19 protein-coding genes are annotated in these 20,202 nt (G+C 75.2%); 7 read left to right on the top strand and 12 right to left on the bottom strand.

The features are described from left to right. Positions 1 to 139: 139 nt before the first annotated feature. On the top strand, positions 140 to 571 hold the full coding sequence (locus FVA95_RS12470) for a nitroreductase family deazaflavin-dependent oxidoreductase (protein ID WP_149664357.1): 432 nt from the start codon (positions 140 to 142) through the stop codon (positions 569 to 571). Between the two features lie 56 nt (positions 572 to 627). On the opposite strand, the gene FVA95_RS12465 is transcribed toward FVA95_RS12470, so the two are convergent. Beyond that, the gene (locus tag FVA95_RS12465; RefSeq protein WP_149664356.1) at positions 628 to 2,739 is read right to left on the bottom strand and encodes an FtsX-like permease family protein; all 2,112 of its coding nucleotides are present in this window, start codon (positions 2,737 to 2,739) and stop codon (positions 628 to 630) included. After that, the gene (locus FVA95_RS12460) at positions 2,736 to 3,548 is read right to left on the bottom strand and encodes an ABC transporter ATP-binding protein (protein ID WP_149664355.1); all 813 of its coding nucleotides are present in this window, start codon (positions 3,546 to 3,548) and stop codon (positions 2,736 to 2,738) included. Before FVA95_RS12460 ends, FVA95_RS12465 begins: the two co-directional genes overlap by 4 nt. 120 nt (positions 3,549 to 3,668) lie before the next feature. Between FVA95_RS12460 and FVA95_RS12455 the strand changes: the two genes are divergently transcribed. Together FVA95_RS12455 and FVA95_RS12450 are read left to right on the top strand one after the other, a co-directional pair. Next, positions 3,669 to 4,832, top strand: coding sequence for a sensor histidine kinase (locus FVA95_RS12455; protein ID WP_149664354.1), 1,164 nt, complete (start codon positions 3,669 to 3,671; stop codon positions 4,830 to 4,832). Beyond that, the gene (locus FVA95_RS12450; protein WP_226361709.1) at positions 4,829 to 5,473 is read left to right on the top strand and encodes a response regulator transcription factor; all 645 of its coding nucleotides are present in this window, start codon (positions 4,829 to 4,831) and stop codon (positions 5,471 to 5,473) included. The genes FVA95_RS12455 and FVA95_RS12450 overlap by 4 nt, the downstream gene beginning before the upstream one ends. A 6-nt stretch (positions 5,474 to 5,479) precedes the next feature. On the opposite strand, the gene FVA95_RS12445 is transcribed toward FVA95_RS12450, so the two are convergent. Together FVA95_RS12445 and FVA95_RS12440 are read right to left on the bottom strand one after the other, a co-directional pair. Continuing rightward, positions 5,480 to 5,755: a hypothetical protein gene (locus FVA95_RS12445; RefSeq protein WP_149664353.1), complete on the bottom strand. Its 276-nt coding sequence runs from the start codon at positions 5,753 to 5,755 to the stop codon at positions 5,480 to 5,482. A gap of 107 nt (positions 5,756 to 5,862) precedes the next feature. Beyond that, positions 5,863 to 6,444 (bottom strand): peptide deformylase, encoded by a 582-nt coding sequence (locus FVA95_RS12440; protein WP_149664352.1) that lies wholly within the window; start codon positions 6,442 to 6,444, stop codon positions 5,863 to 5,865. A 204-nt stretch (positions 6,445 to 6,648) separates the two neighbouring features. Between FVA95_RS12440 and FVA95_RS12435 the strand changes: the two genes are divergently transcribed. After that, on the top strand, positions 6,649 to 6,966 hold the full coding sequence (locus FVA95_RS12435; protein WP_149664351.1) for a DUF3263 domain-containing protein: 318 nt from the start codon (positions 6,649 to 6,651) through the stop codon (positions 6,964 to 6,966). 16 nt (positions 6,967 to 6,982) lie between these two features. Next, on the top strand, positions 6,983 to 7,687 hold the full coding sequence (locus FVA95_RS12430) for a LytR C-terminal domain-containing protein (RefSeq protein ID WP_149664350.1): 705 nt from the start codon (positions 6,983 to 6,985) through the stop codon (positions 7,685 to 7,687). 122 nt (positions 7,688 to 7,809) lie between these two features. On the opposite strand, the gene FVA95_RS12425 is transcribed toward FVA95_RS12430, so the two are convergent. From FVA95_RS12425 to glp, 4 genes are all read right to left on the bottom strand, one after another. After that, positions 7,810 to 10,146, bottom strand: a complete 2,337-nt coding sequence (locus FVA95_RS12425; RefSeq protein WP_149664349.1) for an AAA family ATPase — start codon at positions 10,144 to 10,146, stop codon at positions 7,810 to 7,812. A 24-nt stretch (positions 10,147 to 10,170) separates the two neighbouring features. Continuing rightward, a complete protein-coding gene (pssA, locus tag FVA95_RS12420; protein WP_149664348.1) occupies positions 10,171 to 11,178 on the bottom strand; it encodes a CDP-diacylglycerol--serine O-phosphatidyltransferase in 1,008 nt (335 codons plus the stop codon). A gap of 10 nt (positions 11,179 to 11,188) precedes the next feature. Next, positions 11,189 to 11,899 (bottom strand): phosphatidylserine decarboxylase, encoded by a 711-nt coding sequence (locus FVA95_RS12415; RefSeq protein WP_060714270.1) that lies wholly within the window; start codon positions 11,897 to 11,899, stop codon positions 11,189 to 11,191. Between the two features lie 603 nt (positions 11,900 to 12,502). Then, positions 12,503 to 13,744 carry a gephyrin-like molybdotransferase Glp gene (glp, locus tag FVA95_RS12410; protein WP_149664347.1) on the bottom strand — a complete coding sequence of 414 codons (1,242 nt, stop codon included), beginning with the start codon at positions 13,742 to 13,744 and terminating at the stop codon, positions 12,503 to 12,505. A 217-nt stretch (positions 13,745 to 13,961) separates the two neighbouring features. Here glp and groL point away from each other — a divergent pair, with 217 nt between their 5' ends. After that, positions 13,962 to 15,590, top strand: coding sequence for a chaperonin GroEL (gene groL / locus FVA95_RS12405; protein WP_020622657.1), 1,629 nt, complete (start codon positions 13,962 to 13,964; stop codon positions 15,588 to 15,590). A gap of 102 nt (positions 15,591 to 15,692) precedes the next feature. On the opposite strand, the gene FVA95_RS12400 is transcribed toward groL, so the two are convergent. Then, the gene (locus FVA95_RS12400; protein WP_149664346.1) at positions 15,693 to 16,658 is read right to left on the bottom strand and encodes a YafY family protein; all 966 of its coding nucleotides are present in this window, start codon (positions 16,656 to 16,658) and stop codon (positions 15,693 to 15,695) included. Positions 16,659 to 16,721: 63 nt separating this feature from the next. On the opposite strand from FVA95_RS12400, the gene FVA95_RS12395 reads away from it, so the two are divergent. After that, complete coding sequence (locus FVA95_RS12395) at positions 16,722 to 17,339, top strand: TIGR03086 family metal-binding protein (RefSeq protein ID WP_149664345.1); 618 nt, start codon at positions 16,722 to 16,724, stop codon at positions 17,337 to 17,339. 62 nt (positions 17,340 to 17,401) lie between these two features. Here the strand turns inward: FVA95_RS12395 and FVA95_RS33920 are convergent, their stop codons facing one another. The 3 genes from FVA95_RS33920 to FVA95_RS12380 all read right to left on the bottom strand — a co-directional run bounded on the left by FVA95_RS33920 (position 17,402) and on the right by FVA95_RS12380 (position 20,036). Continuing rightward, the gene (locus FVA95_RS33920) at positions 17,402 to 17,953 is read right to left on the bottom strand and encodes a PspC domain-containing protein (RefSeq protein ID WP_368667322.1); all 552 of its coding nucleotides are present in this window, start codon (positions 17,951 to 17,953) and stop codon (positions 17,402 to 17,404) included. A gap of 119 nt (positions 17,954 to 18,072) precedes the next feature. Beyond that, positions 18,073 to 18,291 (bottom strand): hypothetical protein, encoded by a 219-nt coding sequence (locus FVA95_RS12385; RefSeq protein WP_149664344.1) that lies wholly within the window; start codon positions 18,289 to 18,291, stop codon positions 18,073 to 18,075. Between the two features lie 83 nt (positions 18,292 to 18,374). Continuing rightward, a complete protein-coding gene (locus tag FVA95_RS12380) occupies positions 18,375 to 20,036 on the bottom strand; it encodes a DNA repair helicase XPB (protein WP_149664343.1) in 1,662 nt (553 codons plus the stop codon). Between the last annotated feature and the right edge of the window lie 166 nt (positions 20,037 to 20,202).

Here is a 20,202-nt window from a genome sequence, read left to right as displayed (position 1 = left end):
CCTCTCAGCCCCGCGCGACGGAGCTCCCGCGTGTTCAGTTGGTCGTGCACCCGCACCGTAGGCACCGTCCGGCGACGGACACCAGCCCCTCACCCGGCTGCGAGGAATGATCACCGGTGGTATCGGGTTCTCCACCGGTATGACGCAGAATGCTGAGCTCTCCCCGACCGACTGGGTCCGCGAGCAGACCGAGAAGATCCTCGAGAACGGCACCACCGAGGGCGTCACGGTCATGGACCGTCCGATCATCCTGGTCACGACGACCGGCGCGAAGTCCGGCAAGAAGCGCTACGTGCCGGTGATGCGCGTCGAGCACGACGGTTCCTACGCGATGATCGCCTCCAAGGGCGGCACCCCGGAGCACCCGGCCTGGTACCACAACGTGGTCGCGAACCCGCAGGTCCAGGTGCAGGACGGCACCCGGACCGGCACGTTCGTCGCCCGCGAGGTCTCCGGTGACGAGCGCCAGGAGTGGTGGGACCGCTCCGTCGAGGCCTACCCGCCCTACGCCGAGTACCAGGAGAAGACCTCCCGGGTCATCCCGGTGTTCGTGCTGGAGCCCGCGAGCTGACCCACCGGGGCCACCCGCGCGCCCGACCCCCGCGGGCCGGGCGCGCGGGTGCGCCCTCACGCCGCGACGACGCCGTGCGCGGGCTCGATCCGCCCGGCGCGGCGCAACGGCCCCATCGACGCGAGCACCGCGACCGCGACCACCGCGACGGCCAGCCCGGCGAGCTGGCCCAGCGGCGGCACCGTGAGCGATCCGAGGCCGGACGCCGTCAGCGCCAGCAGGCCGTAGACACCTCCCAGCACGACGCCGAGCACCGCCGCGACCGCGCCGGCGAGCGCCGCCTCGATCGCGACCGCGCGCCGTGACGCGGCCCGCGACAGCCCGAGCGTGCGCAGCAACGCGATCTCCCGGGTCCGCTCGCTGACCGACAGCGCCAGGGTCACCCCGATCCCGACGACCGCCACCAGCAGCGTCACCCCGACCAGGCCCAGTCCGATCCCGCGGACGGTGCCGACCGCGGTCTCGGCCTGTTCGCGCACCTCCGCGGTGAACGTGACCGGTGCATCGCCCGCGGCCCGCACCACCGCGGTCCGCACGGCCACCGGGTCGACCCCCGGCGCCGGGTCGACGAGCACGAGGCCGTCGGCCTCCCGGGCGGTCAGCTCGGGCACGGCGTCGAGCCGGGCCGCGAGCGACGCGGCCTCGCCGGCGTCGGCGTACACGACGATGTCGGCCGGGTAGTCCCGTTCGAGCGACGCCGTGACGTCCGCCGAGGCGCCTGCCACGGCGACGAGCATCGCCGCGGTCAGGCCCACGCCCAGCGACAGCACCGTCGTCATCGCTGCGGTACGCCGCGACATCCGTCGCGCGTTGCCCACCGCGATCCGCCCCGGCGCCCACCGCGCGACGACCGGCGCCACCAGCGCCGCGGCCCCGGACACCACGAACGGCCCGGTCGCCACGAGCGCCGCGAACACCAGCAGCCCGGACAGCGCAGCCAGCACCAGCCCGCCCAGCGGGCTCCCCATGGCGACGCCGGCGACGGCGAGCAGCACAGCCAGGACGAGCGCGACCGCGGCGAGCGACAGCCGCACCCGGGCCCGCGGCGCGCGTGCACCGCTCGCGTCCGCCGCGCCGAGCGCCACCACCGGCGGGGTCCGGCCGGCGGCGAGTGCCGGGGCCAGCGCCGCCAGCACCGTCACGACGACGGCGAGCAGCACACATCCCGCGATCCGTCCCCACGGCACCACGAGCGCCGGGGCGTTCATCCCGGCCGCGCCCGCCGCCGCCAGAGCGGCCCACCCGCCCGCGACGGCGACGACCGCCCCGGCGACCCCCGCGACCAGTCCGGTGAGCGCCGCCTCGGCCAGCACCGACCGCACCACCTGCCCGCGGCCCGCACCGACGCAGCGCAGCAGCGCCAGCTCACGGGTACGGCGGGCCAGCACGATCCGGAACGTCGAGGCGACCACCACGGCCGCGGCGACCAGCGCCAGCCCCACGAACACCGACAGCCCGGCCAGCAGCGCGTCCGCCGACGCCGAGGCCGACGCCAGGTCCTCGGTGCGCTGGTCGTCGGCGGTCCGGACCCCGGTGACGCCCGGGACGGCGGCGAGCGCGGTCGGGTCCGGTTTCCCGGCGACCGCGGTGCGGTAGGCGGACAGCCCGGCGGCGGCCGGGTCGTCGTCGCGGACGACGAGCGCGTCGATGCCCTCGGAACGGACCGGCACCACGCCGGTGACCGTCAGCGTGCGGTCGCCGAGGCCGACCGTGGCGCCGGGGGCGAGCCCGGTGCGCTCCGCGGTGCTCGCCCCGACCAGCGCCTCCCCCGGGCCGGCGGGCAGGCGACCGGCCGTCAGCGGCTCCAGCCCCTGCAGCGGCCCGGTCATCGGGTCGGTGCTCAGCAACCAGGTGCCGCTCGCGCCGCCCGCGACGACGGCGACCGGACCCGACCGGGAGGTCGACACCGCGGTCACCCCCGACAGCGCGCGCAGCCGGCCCTCCAGCTCCGTCGTGGCGGCCCCCGACGAGGTGTCGGTCTCCAGGGCGAACGTCGCGCCAGCGGGCACCGACGACGTGTTCCCCAGGAGGTCGGCGCGCAGGCTCGCCGTCAGCAGCACCGCCGCGGCGGCGAACACCGTCGCCACCAGCACGGCGAGCCCGGTCAGCAGCAGCTGACGCGGGCTGCGCCGGGCCCCGGCGACGGCCGCGCGGGTCGCCGGGTTCACCGGGCCACCGGACCGGTGATCGTGGCGTCGGCGATCGCGGGGGCCCCGGTGCCGGTGAGCGCGCCCATCGCCGACAGCACCCGGTCCGGGGTGGGCCGGTCCAGCCGGCCCGCGGCACGGCCGTCGCGCAGCAGCAGCACCTGGTCCGACGCCGCGGCCGCCAGCGGGTCGTGGGTGACCATGACGACGGTCTGGCCGTAGTCGTCCACGCAGGCCCGCAGCAGCCCCAGCAGCTCACGCCCGGAACGGGTGTCGAGGGCGCCGGTCGGCTCGTCGGCGACGACGATCTCCGGACGGCCCAGCAGCGCCCTGGCCACCGCGACGCGCTGGCGCTGCCCGCCGGACAGCTCCGAGGGCAGGTGGGTGAGCCGGTCGCCGATGCCCAGCCGCTCGACGAGCTCGGCCCGCCACGCGTGGTTCGGCCGGCGCCCGGCCAGCGAGGCCGCGAGGTCGATGTTCTCGCCCGCGGTGAGGTGTGGCAGCAGGTTGCCGTCCTGGAAGACGAAACCCATCCGGTCTCGCCGGACGCGGGTCAGCGCGGCGTCGTTCAGGGCCCCCAGGTCGGTCTCGCCCAGCAGCACCTGTCCCGACGTCGGCCGGTCCAGACCGGCCAGGCAGTGCAGCAGCGTGGACTTGCCCGACCCGCTCGGCCCCATCACCGCGGTGAACCGGCCCGCGGGCAGCCAGAGCGTGATCTCGTCCAGCGCGCGGACCGCGCCTCGTCCGCTCCCGTAGGTGCGGACCAGGTTCACCGTCGCGGCGGCGATCCCCTCGGGCACGTCGGCCGGATTCCTCGAACGATCGATCATGACGCTCACGGTGCCGTCGGGAGGGATCCAGGGCATCGGCCCGTGGTACGGCGTTCTCCGACGGGTCGTCGTACTTCCGACCGAGGGCGACGGGCCGCGGTGCGTCCTACCGTGATCGCCATGAACGCCGGAACACGCCGCGGCCGGAACGTCCTGGTCGGGTTCGAGCTGCTCGCCTACCTGTTCTGGGCGGGGTGCGACGCTCTCCTGAGCCTGAGCTGGGACGTCCGGGCGCCGAGCGGTGCGGTGTACGGCCTGCTCGTGGCGGGCACCGTGCTCCTCCGGTACCGGACGGGCACCCGCCCTCTCCCCGTCGCGGTGATCGCGTTCGGACTGTCCGCGTGTGGCTCGGTCGCGGGCCTGCTGACCGGCGGGGTCCCGTTCCTGTCGCTGACCGAGCTGTTCGCACTGGCCGTGATCACGGTGTCGACGGTGCGGACCGCACCGGTCCGGGCGGTGATCGCGACGGCGGCGGTGTCGCTGTGCGTCATCGTGAGCATGCCGCTGCTGCGCGTGCCGGGCATCGACCGCGAGGTGTTCGCCAGCCTGAGCGTGGTCGGCTGGGCCGGCACGATGGTCGTCGCGACCGCGGCGCGCGAGCTGTGGCAGCGCCGCTCGGCCCGGCTCGCCCAGACCCGCAACGAGGAGCGACTCGAACTGGCCCGCGAGCTGCACGACACCGTCGCCCACCACGTCACCGCGATCGTGGTGGCGGCGCAGGCCGGCGTGGTCGTCGCGGGCAGCCGCCCGGAGGAGGCCGGCCGGGCCCTGGAGGCGATCGAGCGGGCCGGTGCCGAGGCCCTCGACGGGATGCGGCGCATGGTCGGGGTGCTGCGCTCGGGCTCCGGGGACGACACCGGGGACGGGGCCGTGCGCACCCCCGGGCACGGCCTCGACGACATCGAGGACGTCGTCGCCCGCTTCGACCCCGACGGTGGCCGAGCCCGGCTGGAGATCGCACCCGAGGTGCGGACGGCCCGGCTCGGTCCGGCCGTCGCGGCGACCGCGTTCCGGGTGGTGCGCGAGGCACTGACCAACGTGCACCGGCACGCGCCCGGCGCGAGCCGGGTGTCGGTCGGCCTCCATCTGCAGGCGGGCAGGCTGGTGACCGTGGTGCACAACGACGGGACCGGGACGGATAACCCGCTGCGCGACCCGGGCGGGTACGGGCTGGCGGGGATGCGGGAGCGGGTGGAGGCCCTCGGCGGCTCGCTGCACGCGGGGGCGGACGGACCCGGCCGGTGGATCGTCGTCGCCGAGGTGCCGGCCGGGGACGGCCGGTGAACGCGATCCGGGTCCTGCTCGCCGACGACCAGGAGATGGTGCGCACCGGGTTCGGGCTGATCCTGTCCGCCGAGGACGGCATCGAGGTCGTCGGGGAGGCCGCCACCGGCACCGACGCCGTCGCCATGGCCCGCGAGCTGCGCCCGGACGTCGTGCTCATGGACGTCCGGATGCCGGGGATGGACGGGATCGCCGCGACCCGCGCGCTGACCGCGGACCCGGACCCGCCGCGGATCGTGGTGGTCACGACGTTCGACCTGGACGAGTACGTCTACGGTGCGCTGCGCTCGGGCGCCTGCGGGTTCCTGCTGAAGACGGCGGGCCCGCGGCTGCTCGTCGAGTCGGTCCGCGCCGCCGCGGCGGGGGACGCGCTGGTGTCGCCGTCGGTCACCGTGCGGCTGCTGGAGCGGCTGACCGAGCCGGAGCCGGCCCGCGCCGACGTCCACGCCACGCTCTCACCGCGCGAGCTGGAGGTCGTGAAGGCGGTCGCCCGGGGCCGGACGAACTCCGAGATCGCCGGGGACCTGTTCGTGTCGCTGTCGACGGTGAAGACCCACATCGCCAACATCGGGTCCAAGCTGGACGCCCGCAACCGGGTGGAGATCGCGGCGTGGGCCTGGGAGAACCGGCTGGTCGAGTAGCGCCGTTCAGACCCGGGCGGCGTTCCGGCCGACCGAGGTGAGCGGGCGGCGCTGCGCCGGGATCCGCAGCGGGGCGACGACGTCGCCGAGCGCCTCCGGGTACGCGGTGGGCGCGGCCGACAGCGGCGCGGGCACGTCGTCGTCGGGCAGCGGGGCCCGCGTGCCGAGGTGGACGGCGCCGCGCTCGGACGCGCGGGCGTCCCACAGCTCGAACAGCGGCTGCGCGGCCATGACGAGCAGCACGGCGAGGACCGGGAGGACTGCGAGGATCGTGAGCACCATGGCGTCCACGATGCCCCCGCCGAGCACCCCGCCACATCGGTCGCGGGGCCGGTTCTCCCAGGTCGACCCCTAGTACCGGGGTATGACTCCCGGGGTCGACCCCGGGGTCATCCCCGGGGGACGTCCTCCGCCTCGACGGCCGACGGGTCCCACGAGTCCGACGGCGAGCCCCAGCCGTTGCGCTTGAGCATCTTCTTCGCCGCGCGCTGATGGCGGCCCATCAGCCGGTCCAGGTACAGGCGACCGTCGAGGTGGTCGGTCTCGTGCTGCAGGCAGCGGGCGAAGAAGCCGCGGCCCTCGTACGACACGGGCTCGCCGTCGAGATCGGTGCCGGTCACCCGGGCCCACTCCGCCCGGCCGGTCGCGAAGTTCTCGCCGGGCACCGACAGGCAGCCCTCCTGGTCGTCGTCCGGGTCCGGCATGATCTCCGGGATCTCCGAGGTCTCCAGCACCGGGTTGACGACGAGCCCCCGACGCATGGTGCGGGTCTCCTCGTCGGGGCAGTCGAAGACGAACAGCCGCAGGTCCACGCCCACCTGGTTCGCCGCGAGACCGACGCCGTTCGCGGCCGCCATCGTCTCGAACATGTCCTCGACCAGCGTCCGGACCGAGTCGTCGACCGTGACGACGGGGCGGGTGGGGGTGTGGAGCACGGGGTCGCCGACCATGCGGATGCGCAGAACCGTCACCGGAGCAGCCTACGGTCGTCGCCGGAGGTGACCCGGCCGGGCGGTTTCGTTGTGGTCCGACCCGCTCTCCAGGCGCGTCGCGGCCGGGGACCGTCGGTCCCCTGTGGTTGAATCCGCACCGCGAATGACAGACGTGTCGTTCGTCGTCGCGGTGCCCGGGCGGGGCCGCCGCAGTACGAGATCGTCGTCCGCTCGAGGAGCGTGATGGAGTCCGCCGGGTCCCTGCCGGAACGTCGCGGAGCGCACCGGCGCACCGCTGCCGTGTCCTCCCGCGAGCTCGACCGCCGCGAACGCGAGATCCTCGCGTTCGAGGCCCAGTGGTGGAAGTACGCGGGTGCCAAGGAGCAGGCGACCCGCGAGCTGTTCGACATGTCGGCCACCCGCTACTACCAGGTGCTGAACGCCCTGGTCGACAAGCCGGAGGCGCTGGCGGTGGACCCGCTGCTGGTCAAGCGCCTGCGTCGGCTGCGCTCCAGCAGGCAGCGCACCCGCGCCGCCCGTCGCCTCGGCCTCGAGCCCTGACAGCCAGGAGGTCACGATGACCGCACCCGCGTCCGGTGGGCAGTCACCGCTGAAGATCGCCGGTATCGCGCTGGTCGGCGTCGGTGTGGTCGCCGCTGTCGTCGGCCTGATCGGCCTCACCGGCGGCGGTGAGGACGGCGGCAACCAGGCCGCGCCCCCGTCGGTGTCGGCCGAGCCCGCCCCGGCTCCCGCTCCGGAGGACGGCACCGGCACCGGCGACGGCGCCACGCCCGGCACCGGCGCCACCCCTGCCCCGGGCACGCCCGGGGAGACCTCACCGTTCACCCCCGGAGCGCCCGGCACGCCGGGCTCCCCCGGGTACGAGGGCGCCGGCCCGGCCGTCGCCGCGCCGCCGCCCGCCGCGGGCGCCGGCCCCGGCTCCGCGGGCCAGGGCGGCTCCGGCTCCGCCGCCGGAGAGGGGTCCGCGGTCGCGGCCCGTCCGGTCGTGCGGATCTACAACAATTCGACCATCCGCGGTCTCGCCGAGAAGGCGGCCGGGGAGTTCCGTACCAACGGTTGGACCGTGTCCCAGGTGCAGAACTACTCCCAGGGCGTCATCCCGACCACGACCGTCTACTACCGGCAGGGCACCGCCGAGAAGGCCGCGGCCGAGGAGATCGCGAAGAAGTTCGGCATCCGTTCCGAGCCCCGCTTCGACGGCATCCAGGACGCGACGCCCGGCGTCATCGTCATCGTGACGCGGGACTTCTCCGCCGCCTGACCCGACCGACCGCAGCAGCGGCCCCGGACGATCCGTCCGGGGCCGCTGTGCTGTTCCGGGGCTGTGCTGTTCCGTGGGCGCTGTCTCGTTCCAGGAGCGCTGCGTCGTTCGGCCGCGGCGGCTCAGCCGTCGCTGCGGCGGCGGGCGTACGCCTCCAGCTCGGCGACCTGCGCCGGGTCCAGCGACGCCCGCACGGTGCGGCGAGCCGTCGCCAGGTGCGCCGCGGTCACCTCGCCCGCGTCGAGGGACTCCCGCATCGCGGTCAGCGCCGCCTCGCGCAGCAGCGCCGCGCAGTCCGCCGCCGAGTAACCGTCCAGTTCGGAGGCGAGCGCGTCGAGGTCGACGTCCTCGGCCAGCGGCACGTCGCGGCCCGCCGCGCGCAGGATGTCCGCCCGCGCGTCGGCGTCCGGCGGCGGGACGAAGACCAGCCGCTCCAGCCGGCCCGGGCGCAGCATCGCCGGGTCGATCAGCTCGGGCCGGTTGGTCGCCCCGACCACGACGACCTCGCGCAGCGGTGTGGCCCCGTCCAGCTCGGTCAGCAGCGCGGCGACGACGCGGTCGGCCACCCCGGCGTCGGTGGAGCCCCCACGGCGCGGGGCGAGCGCGTCGACCTCGTCGAGGAAGATCAGTGCCGGAGCGGCCTCGGCCGCTCGGCGGAACAGCTCGCGGACCGCCCGCTCGGACTCGCCGACGTACTTGTCGAGCAGCTCGGCGCCCTTCACCGCGAACACGTTGAGGTCACCGGAGCCGGCGAGCGCACGCAGCAGGAACGTCTTGCCGCCGCCCGGCGGGCCGTAGAGCAGCACCCCGCGCGGGGCGTCGACCCCGAGCCGGGCGAACGAGTCCGGGTGGCGCAGCGGCCACAGGACCGCCTCGGTGAGGGCCGCCTTGACCTCGGTCATGTCACCGACGTCGTCGAGGGTGAGGCCGCCGCTGCCCAGCGTGCCGCCGCCGGACAGCGAGATCGGCCGGACCGAGCCGACGGCGTCGAGCAGGTCGGACTGGCGGACCTGCTCGGTGGGCTCGGTGCCCGTGCCGCGCAGTGCCGCGCTCACCGCGGCCTCCCGGCGGACCGCCGCGAGGTCGGCGACGACGAAGCCGGGCGTCCGGGCGGCGACCACGCCCAGGTCGACGTCGTCGGCCCGGGGCACGTCGGCCAGCAGCCGCTCCAACAGGGCTCGGCGGGTCGCGGCATCGGGGAGACCGACCGACAGCTCGCGGTCGACCAGGTCGGGCGCCCGCAGCCGCGGGTCCAGTGCCTCCGGCTCGGCGCTGGTGACGACGAGTGCCGGCCCGCCCGGCGCGGTCGCCACGCGCAGCTCGTCGAGCACCAGGGTGGCCAGCGGCGGCGGGTCGGTGGCGGGGAGCAGGGCCTGCGCGTCGTGCACGAGCAGCACCGCGGGGGCGTCGGCACCCGCCCCGCCGCTACGGGCCTGCGCGATCGTCGCCCGGACCCGCTCGGCCGCGGCGGCGGGTTCGACGGCGGCGACGGCCGGGGCGACGAGCTCCACGCAGCGCGCGCCCGCCGCCGCGGCCGCGCTGCGCACCAGGGTCGCCTTGCCCGCGCCCTCCGGCCCGGAGACGAGCACGCCGAGCCGGGCGGTGCCGCCGAGCCGGGTCAGCAGCTCCGGGCGGCGGAACATGAGCTCGAACCAGTCCAGCAACCGGCGCGCGACGGCCTCGTTCGCGGCAAGGTCCTCCAGCGGCACCACCGGCTCGGTGGATCCGGTGGGCCCACCGGGCGGCCCCTCCACGGCCCCCGGAGCGGCTCCGGTGGCCGCGGCCGAGGCGGTCGCTGAGGACAGGGACGCAGGGGAGCTGACGGTCCCGCCCGGGCCGGAGCCCCCAAGAACAGCCGGGGCGGTGCCGCCGGTGTCCCCGGAATCTCCTGTGTCCCCGGTGTCCCGACCGCCCTGCCAGCCCACGACCGTCGACGGCGTCACCACGACGGGCCCGGCCGGATCGGCGACGGCGACGGTCAGCAGCTCCGAGGTCCACGTCCCGCCGACGGCCGCGGCCAGCGCACGACGCACCGAGCGGACGTCGGACCCGGCTGCCGGGGCGATGTCCTGCGGGAGCAGGGACACGGCGTCACCGCGTACCAGGACCTTCCCCATCAGGGCGAGTCGCAGCGTCGCCGGGGCGACCGTCGCGGTGGTCAGCGCGGACCCGACCAGGCGCACCTCCCGGGCCGCGGTGACCGGCGCCGGCGCGACGACGACGGTCGCACCGTCGGTCAGCCCGGCGTTGGAGAGGGTGACGTCGTCGAGCCGGGCCTGCCCGTGCGGGGCGCCCGGCGCACCGGCGACGGCGAGCGCCGCGGTGACCCGGGCCCCGGTGAGGGTCACCGCGTCCCAGGAGCGCAGGCCGAGCGCGGCGAGCACCTCGGGGTGCAGCCGGACGACACCACGGCGGGCGTCGGCGGCCGCGGGGGCCAGTCGGGCGACGAGCTCCAGCACGGGTGGTCCTCCGGAGGGTCGGGGTCAGCGACGGCGCAGGCCGAGGCGGCGGCCTGAACCGCGGGGCGCGACGGCGACGCCCGGACCGCGCGGGTCGCGGACGGCGCCGGTGTCGCGCCGGCCGTCGCGGCGGGCCTCGCCCTCCGGGTCGAGCCGGCGCCGGACACCGCGGGCCACCGCCCCGGCCCGGCCGGCGACCCGGCGGCGCAGCGGCGGTCGCAGACCGAGCCGACGGGCGGACCGGGCCGCACGGGCGACGGCGCGGCGCTGGCGGGTCGGCACGTCCCACGCCTCGGGGTGGTGCGAGAGCCAGCGGTAGCGGTAGGCCGTCCAGGGCAGGAGCAGCAGATAGGCGACCCCGGCGACGGCGATGCCGAGGAACGGGATCGTGATCAGGATCGCGACGACCGCGGCCACTCCGACGAGCAGCCAGCGGGTGGCGCGGGGCGAGACCCGGACCGTCTTGAGCGACAGCGTCGGGATACGGCTGACCATGAGCCCGGCCGTGACCAGCGCCCAGACCGCGACCAGCGCCCGCTCCGACCACCAGCCCTGGCCGAAGTGCAGCCAGAGGTAGAGCGGGATGCCCGCGGTCAGCGCGGCCGCGGGTGCCGGGACGCCGACGAAGAACTCGCGGGCGAACGGCGGGGCGCTGTCGTCGTCGATCAGGGTGTTGAAGCGTGCCAGGCGCAGCGCCATGCACACCGCGAACACCAGGGCCACGATCCAACCGGCCCGGGTCCCCTCGAACGCCCAGATGTAGATGACCAGGGCGGGGGCGACGCCGAAGGACACCAGGTCGGCCAGCGAGTCGAGCTCGGCGCCGATCCGGCTGGACGCGTCGAGCAGCCGGGCCAGGCCACCGTCGAGGGCGTCGCAGAGCGCGGCCACGAGGATGGCGACGATCGCGAAGTCGAAGCGCGACTGGAGCGCGAAGTAGACCGCGGTCAGGCCCGCACAGAGGTTGAGGACGGTGACCGCGTTGGGCAGCAGCCGCACGCCGGCCGGGTATCCGCCGGCGGGGCGGGACATCCCCACGACCTCAGCGCTCCGCCGCCTCGGCCACCAGGCCGAGCACGGTCTCCCCGCCCACGGTCCGCTGGCCGGGGCGGACCAGCGCGGTCGTCCCGGGCGGGAGGTAGGTGTCCACCCGCGACCCGAACCGGATGAGACCGAACCGCTCGCCCGCGGCGACCTCGTCGCCGTCGCGCAGGGCGCAGACGATCCGGCGGGCCAGCAGGCCGGCGATCTGCACGACCCCGACCCCGACCCCGTCGGCGCGGACCACGGTGATCGCGTTGCGCTCGTTGTCCTCGCTGGCCTTGTCCAGGTCCGCCGACAGGAACGTGCCGGGCGAGTACTGGACCCGCGCGACGCGGCCGTGCACCGGCACCCACTGGACGTGCACGTCCAGCACGGTCAGGAAGATCGAGACCCGGGTGTGCGGGACGCGCGGCAGGTCGAGCTCGGCGGGCGGGACCGTCTCGGTCACGGTGGCGACCGTGCCGTCGGCGGGGGCCAGCACGGCGTCGGTGCGCAGCGGCGGGGTGCGGACGGGGTCGCGGAAGAACAGAGCCGTGGCCGCGGTGGCGAGCAGACCCGGCAGGGTGCCGCGGCCGGTGAGGGCGCGCACTCCCGCCGCGGCGAGCGCCACACCGGCGACGATCGGACGGCCACCCGGGTGCATCGGGGGGATCGCGTCCCGGACCAGCCGGGCGATGTGGGTCGGGGAGGTCCCGGTTCCTTCGGCCATGGTGGGTCGTCGGCTCCTGATGCTCCGGTAGGGGATCACCAACGCTACGCGGGCACCACGGACGGCTGTCCGGCGGGACGACCGGGACACGCCGAGGATCCAGGGGTCCCCGCGCCGGGGCGCGACCGGTGGCAGGATCGGTCGTTCGTGCCCGACGCCGTCCGCATGCGGTGCGCGATCCCGCGGGCCCGGTCGACGGCACAAAAAGGGCCGGGGCCGTCGTCCCCCGAGACGACGACCCCGGCCGTGGAACCGCTCGTCCGCTCCCCAGCGACGGGCGGTGGGTCTTGTGCTGTAAAGGGTCTACCCCTCCACAGCGGAAAGTATTCCTCTCCGACGACCGGCAGTCCAGATCACGACGGATGTCCGCCGTGATCTACCTCTTTCGGCCGAACGGACACCCTCCACGACGTCGCGCGCGGTGAGATCGTTGCCCCGCCTGCCCATGAAACAGCTCACACTTTCGGCGCAGCCGCACATCCGCGTGAGTGGCGGGACCGTTGCACAGCGCAGTCCTGCTCGCGACACCCGGACGCCATGCCGGCCCGCTCGGCTCCGCACATCACCGCTCGGCGCGGCACACGCACGACCACCGACGTCGGGTCACGGGGCGTCGAGCAGCCAGACCGCGACCAGTTCACCGTCGGCGACGGCGGTCGTGTCGGCGGGCAGGTCGATCAGGCAGTCGGCCCTGGCGAGCGCCGCGATCAGGTGCGACCCGGTGGATCCCACCTCCGACACGGTCCCGGCGGCGGCGTCGAGCAGACCGCGCCGGAACTGGCGGCGCCCGGCGGGCGAGGACAGCGCACCGGACAGTCGCGCCGTCACCACCGGCCGCGCCGGCGCGGGATGGCCGACCGCCGCCCGGAGCGCGGGCCGGACGAACACCTCGAACGACACCTGCGAGCTCACCGGGTTCCCGGGCAGGGTGACCGTGGCGACCTCGACCCCGTCCAGCTCGAGTAGTCCGCAGCCCTGCGGGCCGCCGGGCTGCATCGCGACCTTGCCGAACTCCACGCCGTGGCCGGTCATGGCGTCCTTGACGACCTCGTAGGCGCCCGCGCTCACCCCGCCGGAGGTGAGGACCAGGTCAACGCCGTCGCCGACCCGCTCCGCGAGCACCGCCCGGAACCGCTCGACGTCGTCGGGGACGAAGGACAGCTGCTCGGCGGTCGCCCCGGCCTCCCGGACCGCGACGGCGAGCATCGTGCCGTTGGACTCGTAGATCTGCCCGGGCTCCAGCGCGCCCCCCGGGGCGACGAGCTCCGAGCCGGTGGACAGCACCAGCACGTGCGGGCGGCGGCGCACCGGCAGCTCCGCCCGGCCGACGGCGGCGGCGAGCCCGATCTGGGGGGCGGCCAGCACGGTCCCGGCCCGCAGCACGACGGCACCTGCCGCCGCGTCCTCCCCCGCCCGGCGCACGAACGCGCCCACCTCGGGGGCCTCGGTGATCCGGACCCGCTCGACACCGGCGTCGGTCCGCTCCACCGGCACGATCGCGTCGGCACCCGCGGGCACCGGGGCACCCGTCATGATCCGGGCGACCGTGCCCGGCGCCAGCGCGGGGACGTCGGTGCGCCCGGCCGGGATGTCGGCCGACACCGCGAACTCCAGCGGCGCCCCGGGGGAGGCGCCGGCCAGCTCGGCGGCGCGCACCGCGTAGCCGTCCATCGCGGAGTTGTCGAAGGGCGGCAGCGCGACGCCCGCCGTCAGGTCCTCGGCCAGCACCCGGCCGCTCGCCTCGGCCAGCGCGACCTGCTCGGCGCCGGTCGGCGGGAGCAGGGCCGCGACCGCAGCGGCGTGCTCGGAGACGGTGCGCGGACCGGCCTGCGACCAGGTGCTCATGACCCCATCCTGCCCGCCCCCGCGCGAGGCCCGCAGCCGGGCGGGCCCGCTTGCACTCTCCACGGGCGAGTGCTAGAAACGGGCTCAGCATCCACTGGCACTCGTGTCCGTGGAGTGCCAAGGTCGGGTCGGTGAGTCCGGCGCAGGGTTGCCGGGCGTCCGTCGCGGGCACCGCATCCGATCACTCGACTCACCTCTATCGGAGGGCAACACCCCCATGGCGAAGCAGATCGCGTTCGACGAGGAGGCCCGTCGCGGCCTCGAGCGGGGCATGAACACCCTCGCCGACGCCGTCAAGGTGACGCTGGGCCCGAAGGGCCGCAACGTCGTGCTCGAGAAGAAGTGGGGCGCGCCGACCATCACCAACGATGGTGTGTCGATCGCCAAGGAGATCGAGCTCGAGGACTCCTGGGAGAAGATCGGCGCCGAGCTGGTGAAGGAGGTCGCCAAGAAGACCGACGACATCGCCGGTGACGGCACCACCACCGCCACCGTGCTGGCCCAGGCGCTGGTCCGTGAGGGCCTGCGCAACGTGGCCGCCGGCGCGAACCCGATGTCGCTCAAGCGCGGGATCGAGAAGGCCACCGAGGCCGTCTCCCAGGCGCTGCTGAAGTCGGCCAAGGAGATCGAGACCAAGGAGCAGATCGCTGCCACGGCCTCCATCTCGGCCGCCGACCCGCAGATCGGCGAGCTCATCGCCGAGGCGATGGACAAGGTCGGCAAGGAAGGCGTCATCACGGTCGAGGAGTCGCAGACCTTCGGGCTCGAGCTCGAGCTCACCGAGGGCATGCGCTTCGACAAGGGCTACATCTCGCCCTACTTCGTGACCGACGCCGAGCGCATGGAGGTCGAGCTCGAGGACCCGTACGTCCTCCTCGTCTCCTCCAAGATCTCGACCGTCAAGGACCTGCTCCCGCTGCTGGAGAAGGTCATGCAGTCGGGCAAGCCGCTGGCCATCATCGCCGAGGACGTCGAGGGCGAGGCCCTGGCCACCCTGGTCGTCAACAAGATCCGTGGCACCTTCAAGTCCGTCGCCGTCAAGGCCCCGGGCTTCGGTGACCGCCGCGAGGCGATGCTCGCCGACATGGCCATCCTGACCGGTGGCGAGGTCATCTCGGAGAAGGTCGGTCTCAAGCTCGACACCGCCGACCTGTCCCTGCTGGGCACCGCCCGCAAGGTCGTCGTGACCAAGGACGAGACCACCATCGTCGACGGCGCCGGTGACGCCGACCAGATCGCCGGCCGGGTCAACCAGATCCGCGCCGAGATCGACCGCACCGACTCCGACTACGACCGCGAGAAGCTCCAGGAGCGCCTCGCCAAGCTGGCCGGCGGCGTCGCCGTCATCAAGGCCGGCGCGGCGACCGAGGTCGAGCTCAAGGAGCGCAAGCACCGCATCGAGGACGCCGTCCGCAACGCGAAGGCGGCCGTCGAGGAGGGCATCGTCGCCGGCGGCGGCGTGGCGCTCATCCAGGCCGGTGCCGGCCTGTTCGAGGGCCTCGGCCTGGACGGTGACGAGGCCACCGGCGCGAACATCGTCAAGGTCGCGCTGGAGGCCCCGCTCAAGCAGATCGCGGTCAACGCCGGCCTCGAGGGCGGCGTCGTCGCGGAGAAGGTCCGCAACCTGCCCACCGGTGAGGGCCTCGACGCCGCCACCGGCGAGTACAAGGACCTCATCAAGGCCGGGATCATCGACCCCGCCAAGGTGACCCGCTCGGCGCTGCAGAACGCGGCCTCCATCGCGGCCCTGTTCCTCACCACCGAGGCGGTCATCGCCGACAAGCCGGAGAAGGGCGGCGGCGCCCCCGCCGACCCGACCGGTGGCATGGGCGGCATGGACTTCTGATCGGTCCTGCCTCACCAGGCACACAGCACCACCCCGCGGGGCGGTACCGGTTCGCCGGTGCCGCCCCGCGGCGCGTCCGGGGGGCGCCGTCGGGGGTCGCGGTCACGCCAGGGCGGCGACGGCCGCGCGGGCCCGCTCCCGCAACGCCGTCACCAGCTCCGGCGGGTCCAGCACCCGCACGTCCGGCAGGAGCGGCCACAGCGCCCGTCCGGCGTGGGCGAGGTCCCCGAACGCGGCGACCACCTCGGTCGTCCCGTCCCGGGTCCGCTCCTCCTCGACGGTGACGGCGGACAGCGCCTCCCGGCGGTCGGCGGGCAGCGCGAGCCGGACCCGGAGCCCGGGCCGCCGCGCCCGGAAGTCCTCGCGACGGCGCAGCCACAGCTCCTCCAGGTCGACGCCCTCGGGCCGGTGCGCGGGTTCCGCCAGCGGCTCGGCCTCCTCGATCCGCGACACCCGGTAGGTGCGGTCCTCCCCGTCGCGCAGCGCCAGCAGGTACCAGCGCCCCGCCGCCTGGACGAGCCCGACCGGGTCGACGACCCGCTCGGCGGCGGGCCCGGGCTCCGCCCCCGGCCGGGTCCCGGCCCGGTAGCGGACGCGGAGCCGGACCCCGCCGAACACCGCGCGCTGGACCGCGGTGAGCACGTCGGTGGTCGCACCGTCGTCGGTGTCGCGCAGCCAGCCACCGCGCCGGACGAGCACCCGTCCGGCGGCGTCGGTGACCTGCTCCCGGGCCGCGTCCGGCAGCGCGGCGACGATCTTGCGCATGGCCGAGGCGAACTCCGTGCCCAGCCCGAGCGCGCCGGGCGTCGACGTCGCGCCGGAGCCGAGCAGCGCGACCGCCTCCGCCGGAGTCAGGCCGGTGAGGTCGGTGGTGAAGCCCGGCAGCAGCGCGAAGCCGCCGTGCCTGCCGCGTTCGGCGTAGACGGGGATGCCCGCGGCGGACAGGGCCTCGACATCGCGCAGCACGGTGCGCTCGGAGACCTCCAGCTCACGGGAGAGCACGGCGGCGGTCGTCCGGCCGCGGTGGCGCAGCAGGAGCACGAGGGACAGGAGCCGGTCGGCGCGCACGTCCCGAAGAGTGCCACGAAATCACGACAGGAGATGTCAGGTATCGCGGGCACGCTGACGCCCATGACGAACCCGACGCTCACCACCGACCCCCGTCCCGCCTACCTGGCCGCCCTCGACTGGGTCGCCGACCTCGCCGGGGCCGTCCCCGCGGACCGGATGGCCGACCCCACCCCCTGCGACGGCTTCGACGTCCGCACCCTGCTCGCACACCTGGTCACGACGCTGCGCCGACCGGCGTCGATCGCCGCCGGGACCGACCCGCTGGCCCATCCGGTGGTCAGCGAAGACGTGCTCGACGCCCCGGCGACCGCCTACGTCGCCGAGGCGGCGGCGCTGAAGAGCGCCTGGTCCGGCCCCGAGGGCGAGGCGCTGCTCGATCGGGTCGCGCGGCTGCCGTTCGGCGAGGTCGCGGCGCGGACCGCGCTGACCGTGTTCCTGAACGAGACGCTCGTGCACGGCTGGGACCTGGCCGTCGCGACCGGGCAGGCCCCTGAGGCCGACCCGGACCTGGCGACGACGGCGCTCGCCACCGCCCGCGCGTTCCTGCCCGCCGAGCCGCGTGGCGGCCCGGTGCCGTTCGGGCCGGTCGTGGAGCACCGCCCGGAGGCGGGACCGACCGAACGGCTGGCCAACTGGTCGGGCCGGGTGTCGACGGGCTGGGTGACGACGGGCGGGTGACGACGGGCCGGTGACGACGGGCCGGGCGGGCCGACGGAGGGGCTGAGGGTCCCGGCGCGGGCTCAGGCGGCGGGCGCGATCAGCCAGACGGCGAGGTACACCAGCGCCGCCGCGCCGCCGGTGAACAGGGTGAGGACGAGGACCGCGATGCGCAGCAGCGCGGGGTCCACACCCAGGTCGGCGGCGAGACCACCGCAGACACCGCCGAGCATCCGGTCGGTGCTGCTGCGCCGGAGCCGGAACGCGGCGACGCGGTCGCCGATCCCGGGCGTCGCGGGCCGGGGCCCGGCGCCGGCGGGCGTGCCGGAGTGCGCGGACGGCCCGGGAGCGGTGGCCCCGAGGTCCCCGAACGGGCCGGGCCCCGCCGCGTCGGGGCCGGAGGCGGCAGGAGCGGCGGCGGGAGTGACGGCAGGGGTGGCGCTCTCCTCGACCACCGGCACCCGGTCGGTGACCGGATCGGCCTCGGTACCTCCGGCGTCGGGATCCGCGGCGATCCGGGCTGTCGGCTGCTCGTCGGCCCCGGTGACCCCCGTGATCTCGGTGCTGCGCTCGGTGCTCTCGGAGGTGTCGGTCCCGGTCGACGCGGTACCGGTCGTGCTCGCGTTGTTCTCCATGGCTCCACGTTGTCGCCCCGGCGCCCGCCGGGACTCGGGACGAGCCCGGAGACCGACCCGGAACCGGCACCGCCCGGTCTCAGGGCCCGGCACCGCCCGGCCCGGGGTCACGGCGGCGCTCAGCCGGGCGGCCGGGGCCTCTGCGGACGGCCGCAGGGCGGCGGCTCGACCGGACGACGCCGTACCGGCGGCACCGCGGACGGCGGACCCGGCCGGGGCGGCGGGTCGGGCACCTGCCGGTCCCGCATGCGCACCACGCGCCCGAACACCAATGCGACGACGACCGACGCGACCAGCCACGCCACGATCCCGACGAGGACCCAGAGGGCGGTCGGCATGCGCCCTCCTCCGGCGTCGCGGACTCCGCTCAGTGTGCCCCTGATCGGCGACGCGCGGAGGTCGCGCGTCCGGGTGAGCGTGCTCAGCCGGCGTCGGGCAGGGCGGGCCCGAGGAGGTCGTCGGCGTCGACGATCCGGTAGGCGTAGCCCTGCTCGGCGAGGAACCGCTGGCGGTGCGCGGCGTAGTCGGTGTCCACGGTGTCGCGGGACACCACCGAGTAGAAGTGCGCCTGGCGACCGTCGTTCTTCGGGCGCAGCAGCCGGCCGAGCCGCTGGGCCTCCTCCTGCCGGGACCCGAACGTGCCGCTGACCTGCACCGCGATCGTCGCCTCCGGCAGGTCGATGGAGAAGTTCGCGACCTTGGAGACGACCAGGGTCGTGATCTCGCCGCGACGGAAGGCGTCGAACAGCCTCTCCCGCTCCCTGTTGCGGGTGGAGCCCTGGATGACCGGGGCGCCGAGCTTCTCCCCCAGCGCGTCGAGCTGCTCCAGGTAGGCCCCGATGACCAACGTCTGCTCGCCCTTGTGCCGGTCCAGGATCGCCTGCACGACGTTGAGCTTGGTGTCCGCCGTCGACGCCGTCCGGTAGCGCTCCTCGGCGTCGGCCGTCGCGTACGACATGCGCTCGGCGTCGGTCAGCGTGACCCGCACCTCGATGCACTCGGCGGGCGCGATCCAGCCCTGGGCCTCGATGTCGCGCCACGGGGCGTCGTAGCGCTTGGGGCCGATCAGGGAGAACACGTCGCCCTCACGGCCGTCCTCGCGGACCAGGGTCGCGGTGAGGCCGAGCCTGCGACGGGACTGCAGGTCCGCCGTCATCCGGAAGACCGGGGCCGGCAGGAGGTGCACCTCGTCGTAGACGACCAGGCCCCAGTCGCGGGAGTCGAACAGCTCCAGGTGCTTGTACTCGCCCTTGGTCTTGCGGGTGACGACCTGGTAGGTGGCGATGGTGACCGGGCGGATCTCCTTCTTCTCGCCCGAGTACTCGCCGATCTCCTCCTCGGTCAGCGACGTCCGCGCGACGAGCTCGCGCTTCCACTGCCGTCCGGACACGGTGTTGGTGACCAGGATCAGGGTGGTCGCGCCGGCCTTGGCCATCGCGGCCGCACCGACCAGGGTCTTGCCCGCGCCGCAGGGCAGCACGACCACGCCCGAGCCGCCCTCCCAGAACCCGTCGACGGCGTGGCGCTGGTAGTCGCGCAGCGTCCAGCCGTCCTGCTCCAGGGCGATCGGGTGGGCCTCGCCGTCGACGTAGCCCGCGAGGTCCTCGGCGGGCCAGCCGACCTTGAGCAGTGCCTGCTTGAGGTGCCCCCGCTCGGACGGGTGAACCACGACGGTGTCGTCGTCCACCCGGGCGCCCAGCATCGGGCTGATCTTCTTCTGCCGGAGGATCTCCTCCAGCACGGCACGGTCCAGCGCGGTGAGGACGAGGCCGTGCGCGGGGTGGTTGGACAGCTGCAGCCGCCCGTAGCGCCCCATCGTGTCGACGACGTCGACCAGCAGCGGCTGGGGGACCGGGTAGCGGGCCCAGCGGACCAGCGCGTCGACGACCTGCTCGGCGTCGTGCCCGGCGGCACGCGCGTTCCACAGGGCCAACGGGGTGACGCGGTAGGTGTGGACGTGCTCGGGTGCCCGCTCCAGCTCGGCGAAGGGCGCGATGGCCGCACGGGCCGCCGCGGAGTCGGGGTGGTCGACCTCGAGCAACAGCGTCTTGTCGGACTGCACGATCAGGGGTCCGTCGGTCACGGAACGAATCCTCTCGAGGCCGGAGAACGGGGCGGGGCGGGTCCGCCGGACGCCGAGCGGAGACGAACGGTCGGCGTGTGTCACGTCACGTGACGACGGAGCAACCGGCCATACGCCACTCGGGAGACGAGGGTTCCGGGGGCTAGACTCGGCAGCCGTCCGTCAC

Source organism: Pseudonocardia sp. EV170527-09, from assembly GCF_008369905.1.
In the GTDB taxonomy this organism is placed as follows: Bacteria; Actinomycetota; Actinomycetes; order Mycobacteriales; family Pseudonocardiaceae; genus Pseudonocardia.
Note: the sequence above shows the minus strand (reverse complement) of the source record. Positions and strands in the feature narration are given on the sequence as shown.